General features: G+C 66.7%; 7 protein-coding genes. 3 read left to right on the top strand and 4 right to left on the bottom strand.

Going from position 1 to position 6,406, the window contains the following annotated elements; all coding sequences use genetic code 11:
- Positions 1-17 precede the first annotated feature (17 nt).
- Together GJ693_RS12735 and GJ693_RS12730 are read right to left on the bottom strand one after the other, a co-directional pair.
- Positions 18-1,763: an N-acyl-D-amino-acid deacylase family protein gene (locus GJ693_RS12735; RefSeq protein WP_156256666.1), complete on the bottom strand. Its 1,746-nt coding sequence runs from the start codon at positions 1,761-1,763 to the stop codon at positions 18-20.
- Between the two features lie 76 nt (positions 1,764-1,839).
- Complete coding sequence (locus tag GJ693_RS12730) at positions 1,840-2,670, bottom strand: winged helix-turn-helix domain-containing protein (protein ID WP_197042180.1); 831 nt, start codon at positions 2,668-2,670, stop codon at positions 1,840-1,842.
- 228 nt (positions 2,671-2,898) lie between these two features.
- On the opposite strand from GJ693_RS12730, the gene GJ693_RS17535 reads away from it, so the two are divergent.
- Complete coding sequence (locus tag GJ693_RS17535; protein WP_235902877.1) at positions 2,899-3,561, top strand: PEPxxWA-CTERM sorting domain-containing protein; 663 nt, start codon at positions 2,899-2,901, stop codon at positions 3,559-3,561.
- 49 nt (positions 3,562-3,610) lie between these two features.
- Here GJ693_RS17535 and GJ693_RS12720 read toward each other — a convergent pair whose 3' ends face one another.
- Positions 3,611-3,778, bottom strand: a complete 168-nt coding sequence (locus tag GJ693_RS12720) for a hypothetical protein (protein WP_156256664.1) — start codon at positions 3,776-3,778, stop codon at positions 3,611-3,613.
- A 114-nt stretch (positions 3,779-3,892) separates the two neighbouring features.
- On the opposite strand from GJ693_RS12720, the gene GJ693_RS12715 reads away from it, so the two are divergent.
- Positions 3,893-5,266: a glutamate--cysteine ligase gene (locus tag GJ693_RS12715; RefSeq protein WP_156256663.1), complete on the top strand. Its 1,374-nt coding sequence runs from the start codon at positions 3,893-3,895 to the stop codon at positions 5,264-5,266.
- Here GJ693_RS12715 and GJ693_RS12710 read toward each other — a convergent pair.
- Positions 5,260-5,787, bottom strand: coding sequence for a TetR/AcrR family transcriptional regulator (locus tag GJ693_RS12710; protein ID WP_156256662.1), 528 nt, complete (start codon positions 5,785-5,787; stop codon positions 5,260-5,262). The genes GJ693_RS12715 and GJ693_RS12710 overlap by 7 nt on opposite strands.
- 87 nt (positions 5,788-5,874) lie before the next feature.
- Here GJ693_RS12710 and GJ693_RS12705 point away from each other — a divergent pair.
- A partial coding sequence (locus GJ693_RS12705) for a hypothetical protein (protein ID WP_197042179.1) occupies positions 5,875-6,406 on the top strand: 532 nt, incomplete at its 3' end.

Genomic DNA, 6,406 nt, shown 5'->3' with positions numbered 1-6,406 from the left:
GGCAGCGGCGGCGCGGATCATTCGGCAGCCAGCGCGGCGGTGGCGGGGGCGGCCTGCGGGCCACGGATCAGGCCGCCGGGCAGCGCGCCGGTCATCTGGCCGTTCTGGAAGGTGACCACGCCGTTCTTGATCGTCGCCACATAGCCATCGGCCTTCTGCAGCAGGCGCTTGCCGCCGGCCGGCAGATCGAAGGCCAGCCACGGCTTGCCCAGTTGCAGCCGATCCAGATCGATGATGTTGAAGTCGGCAAGATAACCCGGCGCGATGATGCCGCGATCATGAAGGCCATAGAGCCTCGCGGTGTCGTGGCACTGGCGGCGGATGGCGTTTTCGAGTGTGACGGTGCCGCGCGTGCGGTCGCGCACCCAATGCTGCAGCAAATAGGTCGGGCTGGCGGCATCGCAGATGGTGCCGCAATGGGCACCGCCGTCCGACAACGAGATCACCGTGTCGTCGCGATTGAGCAAGCCCTGCACGAAATCGAGATTGCCGTCGGCATAGTTGAGGATCGGGAAATAGATGAAACCGCTGCCATTCCCGCGGCAAAGCAGGTCATAGGCATATTCGGCCGGGTCCATGCCCGCCGCCTTGGCCATGGCCCAGATGGTTTCCTCCTGCGTCGGCTCGTAATTGAAGCCGTCGCCCATCTCGTAATGCAGCTGCCAGCCCAGCGCGACCGCCATCAGCAGCGGCAGCACGTCGGTTTCGGGCCAGACATTCTCCTCCGCGAGCAGCCTGGCCTTGAAGGCGGGATCGGTCAGGTGCGCCCATTGCTCCGCCCACGGCAGCGCCTCGATCGCCTGCCAGCTGGGCTTGAACTTGAACGGGTGCACGGTGCCGCGCCAGGCCATCAATATGCCGTTGCCGCGAATGGCGATCTGGGCGACGATGTTGGCGCCTTCGGCATTGGCGCGCGCGGTCTCGGCCATCTGCTCTTCCCAGGGCAGTTCCTTGGCGATGGATTGCAGCATGGCAAAGGTGACCGGCAGGCCGGTCTCGCGGCTCATTTCGGCCATCCAGCCGAATTCATCCCATTCGCGGCGCAGGTCGCTGGCCATCTCGAACACGCCGTGGCCCACCTTGCCCATGGCGCGGCCGATGGCGATCAGCTCGTCCTTCTCCGCCGTGGTGCCGGGCACCAGTTCGCCGTCGATGGATTTGTGCAGGATGGTGCGGCTGGTCGAAAAGCCGAGCGCGCCGGCCTTCACCCCTTCGGCGACGATCTGCGCCATCATGGCAATATCGTCCTCGGTCGGCTTCTCGTTGCGTGCGCCGCGCTCACCCATCACATAGGCGCGCACGGCGCCGTGCGGCACGTGGGTCGCCACATCAATGGTGCGGGCCCGCTCGTCCAGCGCGTCGAGATACTCGGGGAAGCTCTCCCAGTTCCACTTCATGCCTTCGGCCAGCGCGGTGCCGGGAATATCCTCCACGCCTTCCATCAGGCCGATGAGCCAGTCATGCTTGTCGGGCTTGGCCGGGGCAAAGCCGACGCCGCAATTGCCCATCACCACCGTCGTCACCCCGTGCCACGACGATGGCGCCATTTCGGAGTCCCAGGTCGCCTGCCCGTCATAATGGGTGTGGATGTCGACAAATCCTGGTGTGACGATCAGGCCGGTCGCGTCAATCTCCTCGCGGCCCGGCGCGGTGATCTGGCCCACCGCCGTGATACGCCCGCCATCCACCGCGATATCGCCGGTGAAACGTGGATTGCCGCTGCCATCAACGATGGTGCCGCCGCGGATGACGAGATCATGCATGGCCAGTTCCTTCCCTGGAAAGCAGGGAGGATGCCAGAACCGGACCGCAGTGCAATCCTGCGGCTTTGCAGCGGTATCAGCCCGCCGGTGTGGCTGGCGCCAGGCGCGGCGTCTTTTGCTGCGGCCAATCGGAATGGGCATAATCGGCCAGGCAGCGCGGATCGATGCGGGCGCTGGAACCGGTGCACACGGCCTTCAGCAGGCGGGTGGCCGGGTGATCGGGCCCGCAATAACGCGGCGCGGCGGCGATGCTGTAGGGCGTGTCGCCCCACACGTTGCGATCAGTGACCCGGGCGCCGGCATCAAGCAGCAGGCGCACCGCCAGCGCCAGCTTCTGCTGGTCGTGCGCCGGGTTCCACTCGCAGATCTCCAGCATGGTGCCGATGGCGGAATTGCGCTCTGGCCCGATCGGCGTCACCGGGTCCCAGCCGCGATCGACCAGGGCGCGCAACGCCGGCAGGTCAACGGCCCGCAGGGCGGCGAGCACGTCTGGTTGGCGGACCGGTTGCGGCGGTGCCAGCACCAGGCCGACAGCGGCGAGCGCGGCAGCGCCGGCCGCCAGCATGGCCCATTGCCGCCAACCTGATCGGCGAGCGACTGGCGCCAGCGCCGATTGTGGTTCGGCCACATCCAGCGCCACCGGCACCGCCAGCCGATACCCAATGCCGGGCACGGTCTCGACAATGCGACCCTCGCTGTCGCCCAGCGCCTTGCGCAGCTTGTTCATGGCAGTGGTGAGCGAGCCTTCGACAACGGTGACGCCGGGCCACACGGCATCGAGCAGCGCATCCTTGCTCATCGCCTGGCCGGGGTGGCGCAGCAGTTCGCGCAGCAGGCGAAGCGGCTTGTTCTCCAGCGTGACCCGCGCGCCATCGACTCGGAGCGTCCAGCCGGCTTCATCGAACACCGCTGTGCCAAACCGCCATCGCCGCGGAGTGTCGGAGCCAGTGACCGGGACGGAAGCTGCGTCCATGCCAACCTTTAGAAGAAGTTTAGCGCCGCTTTATGACAGCCAACGCGCCACTATTGCAACCTTTCCGGGCGGATGTTCCGGGCCACGTCAGTTGGGCGGTGTCGCGGGCCAGCAGCCATGGGGTGCTGTGGGCAGGCCGCTGCGAACGGGGGAGTATGTGTGATGAAGATTGGCTTGTCGCTGGCAGCACTGGCTGCCGGGCTCTTGGCCGCGCCGGCAATCGCCGCGCCGCAAACACTGACATTCGATGATATCTCTGGGACGCCGACGGTCACCGAGTATCTCAATCCCAACGTGGCGATCTTTGCCAATTATGGCGGATTGACCTGGGGACCGCGTTGGGCCGCGGTTGATGGCTTTGGCGAATGCGGGGCCAACCCGTGCGGCTTCAAGAACGACGCGACCAGCGGCAATTTCACGGCCACGAACGCCGTCAACACGCCGAACACAATCACGTCGCCAACGCCGTTCCGGCTGCTGTCGATCCAGCTCGGCGCCGCCTGGCATGATCAGCTGACCATCGGTTTTGTCGGCAAGCTGGCGGGCAACATTGTCTGGACCGCAAACCCGGTGGCCAACGCCTTTGGGCCGACGCTGTTCACGTTTCCAAGCGGTCTTGTCGACACGCTTGAGGTGACACCGGTGATCACCGGCAACCATGTCTACACGCTCGGATCCGGCCCGCGCATGGTGTGGGATGATTTCACCTTCGATGCGGCACCAGTGGTGGGCGGCGTCCCGGAACCGGCGGCCTGGGCGCTGCTGCTGGCCGGCTTTGGCCTGGTGGGTTCTGCGGCGCGGCGGCATCGCAGCGTCGCGGCCTGAAGCGGGGAACGTGGCGGGGCGCGCGGGTGGGCCGCCCTGCCACCGGAGCTCAGCCTGGCACAGCATCCGACTGGGCCTGTTGCGGCCGTTCGGGATCGGGCGGCAGATGGCCCCAACGGTCAGCATCGGGCAGCGGTGCAGGCTGGCTCTGTTCGATGCCGCAGCCGGCCAGCATCACCAAGAGTGACAGCAGCAACAAAGGGCGGGCAGCGATCATGGCTGCCTATGTGGGCAATCATGACGATTTGGCAAGGTGACATGATGGCCACCATCAACCGGTAACACACGGGCTTCATTGCCTCGCGCGGGCAACACGGCTAAGGCGCGAAACATGAGCAACAAGCTGACCTCCGCCGGCGATGACGCGATCATCGAAACGCGCGACCAGCTGGTTTCGGTGTTCGAAGCCGGCGCCAAGCCCGCAGCAGACTGGCGCATCGGCACCGAGCACGAGAAGTTCGTGTATCGCACCGACGATCACCGTGCACCGTCCTATGCCGAAACCGGCGGCATCCGTGACCTGCTGATGGCGATGACCCGCTATGGCTGGGAGCCGATCCTGGAAGGCGGAAACGTCATCGCGCTGAAGGGCGCCGACGGCAACATCAGTCTGGAGCCGGCCGGCCAGTTCGAGCTGTCGGGCGCGCCGCTGGAAAATCTGCACCAGACCTGCGCGGAATCGAACCGCCATCTGAAGCAATGCCGCGAGATCGGCGCTGAGCTCGGCCTGGGCTTCCTGGGCCTCGGCTTCTGGCCCGACAAGGCGCGCGCCGAACTGCCGATCATGCCCAAGGGCCGCTATGACATCATGCTCAGGCACATGCCGCGCGTCGGCAGCCTGGGCCTCGACATGATGTTGCGCACCTGCACCATCCAGACCAACCTGGACTATGGCAGCGAAGCCGACATGGCGCAGAAGTTCCGGGTCAGCCTCGCGCTGCAGCCGATCGCCACCGCGCTGTTCGCCAATTCACCCTTTACGGAAGGGCGGCCCAACGGCTTCAAGTCGTTCCGCAGCCATATCTGGACCGACACCGATCCGGCCCGCACCGGCATCCTGCCCTTCGTATTCGAAGACGGTTTCGGCTACGAGCATTATGTCGACTATGCGCTCGATGTGCCGATGTACTTCGTCTATCGCGACGGCAAATATATCGACGCGGCAGGCCTGTCCTTCCGCGATTTCCTTGCCGGCAAATTGTCCGTCCTCCCCGGCGAGAAGCCGCGGCTCGGCGACTGGAAGGATCATCTTTCCACCGCCTTCCCGGAAGTGCGGATGAAGGGCTATCTCGAAATGCGCGGCGCCGATGGCGGCCGCTGGGACCGCATCTGCGCGCTGCCGGCGCTGTGGGTCGGCCTGCTCTATGACCAGGGCGCTCTGGATGCAGCGTGGGACCTGGTCAAGCACTGGACACCGGACGACCATGACCGTCTGCGCCGCGAAGTGCCGGCCCTCGCGCTGGGCGCCGCCAGCCCCAACGGCGGCACGCTGAAGGATCTGGCGGCCGAGGTGTTGAAGATTGCCGATGCCGGTCTTTCCGCCCGCGCCCGACTGAACGGCGCCGGTGATACAGAACAGGGCTTCCTCGGGCCACTGCGCGAGATCGTCGCCAGCGGCATGACCAATGCTGACCGCCTCCTGGCGCTCTACAATGGTGCCTGGGGCGGCAACATCAGCCGCATCTACGAGACCGAGGCCTATTGAGCCAGGCGCGCAGTGGCGGCGATCCGGGCTGCCATCTGCTCAGGCGTGGCTGACACCGTGCCGATCATCCACGCGTCCACCGCTGTCAGTTGCGCGGCGGCGATCTGCAGCGCGGGCAGGCGCTGATCTGGCCCGAGCCGGGCGAGAATGGCCTCGGCCAGCGCCCGCTCCAGCACTGCGCGCAGCGGCGGCGCGAACACCACGCGGCCATGGCGGCGCTGCTCCCAGAAATGGGTGAGCAGCCAGGCCAGCGACGGGCTGTCGCCCATCACCGCCGTATCAGCCAGCACGGTGAGCAGTGGATGCATCGAGGCAGTGAGCAGCGCGTCCTTCCCGGCGAAATGGGCGTAGAAGGTGGAACGGCCGACATTGGCCCGCGTGCAGACGGCGGCCACATCGATCCGGTCATAGCGTTCGGCGAACATCAGGTCGCGAAAGGCTGCGAGAAGCGCGTTGCGCGTGCGCTGCTGGCGGCGGTCTGGCGGCCGGACATTACGAGACAGATTCTGCAATTCGTCCATTATTGGACGATCCTGCCTGTATGTTCGGTGATTGGTCAAGCCGGTGGCCTTATGTCCGGCAGGCAACCACAGGCGGAGCTTTGCCCGATGACCGACGAATCCCATCCCACGCGCCTCACGGCCGCCCTGCTCATGGCTACCGCCGCCCTGTCGGTAATCGGCATGGCGCACCACCCCACTGGCCACGGCCACGGCGCCACCTTGCTCGAAAGCCTGGCCGCTATCGGGCCGACTGCAGGCCTGGTGCACGGCGCCCTGCTGGCGGTGATGCTGGCGCAACTGATCGGCCAGGCCGGGCTGGCGGGGCGGTTGGGCTGGCCACGGCTGGTGGTGCAGGGCGCCTTCCTGGCCCAGGCCGCGGGCGCGCTGGCGCTCACGGGGGCAGCGGTGGTCAACGGCTTCACCCTGTCGCCGCTGGCGCAGAGCATGGTGGCAGCCGGCTACACCCAGCCCGATCAGTTCCGGCCGCTGCTGTGGGCCCTGTTCGCGCAGGCGCAGGCCTGGGCGCAGATAGGCACCGCGGCCTGGGCACTGGCGCTGGCGCTGTGGGGCCTCGCGGTGTGGCCCCGCCATCGCCCGCTGGCGTGGGGCGCACTGCTGCTGCTGGTGGTGCCGCTGG

Source organism: Sandarakinorhabdus oryzae (assembly GCF_009733735.1).
GTDB classification, from domain to species: Bacteria; Pseudomonadota; Alphaproteobacteria; order Sphingomonadales; family Sphingomonadaceae; genus Sandarakinorhabdus; species Sandarakinorhabdus oryzae.
The sequence above is the reverse complement of the archived record's forward strand: the minus strand, read 5'-3'. Positions and strand labels throughout refer to the sequence as shown.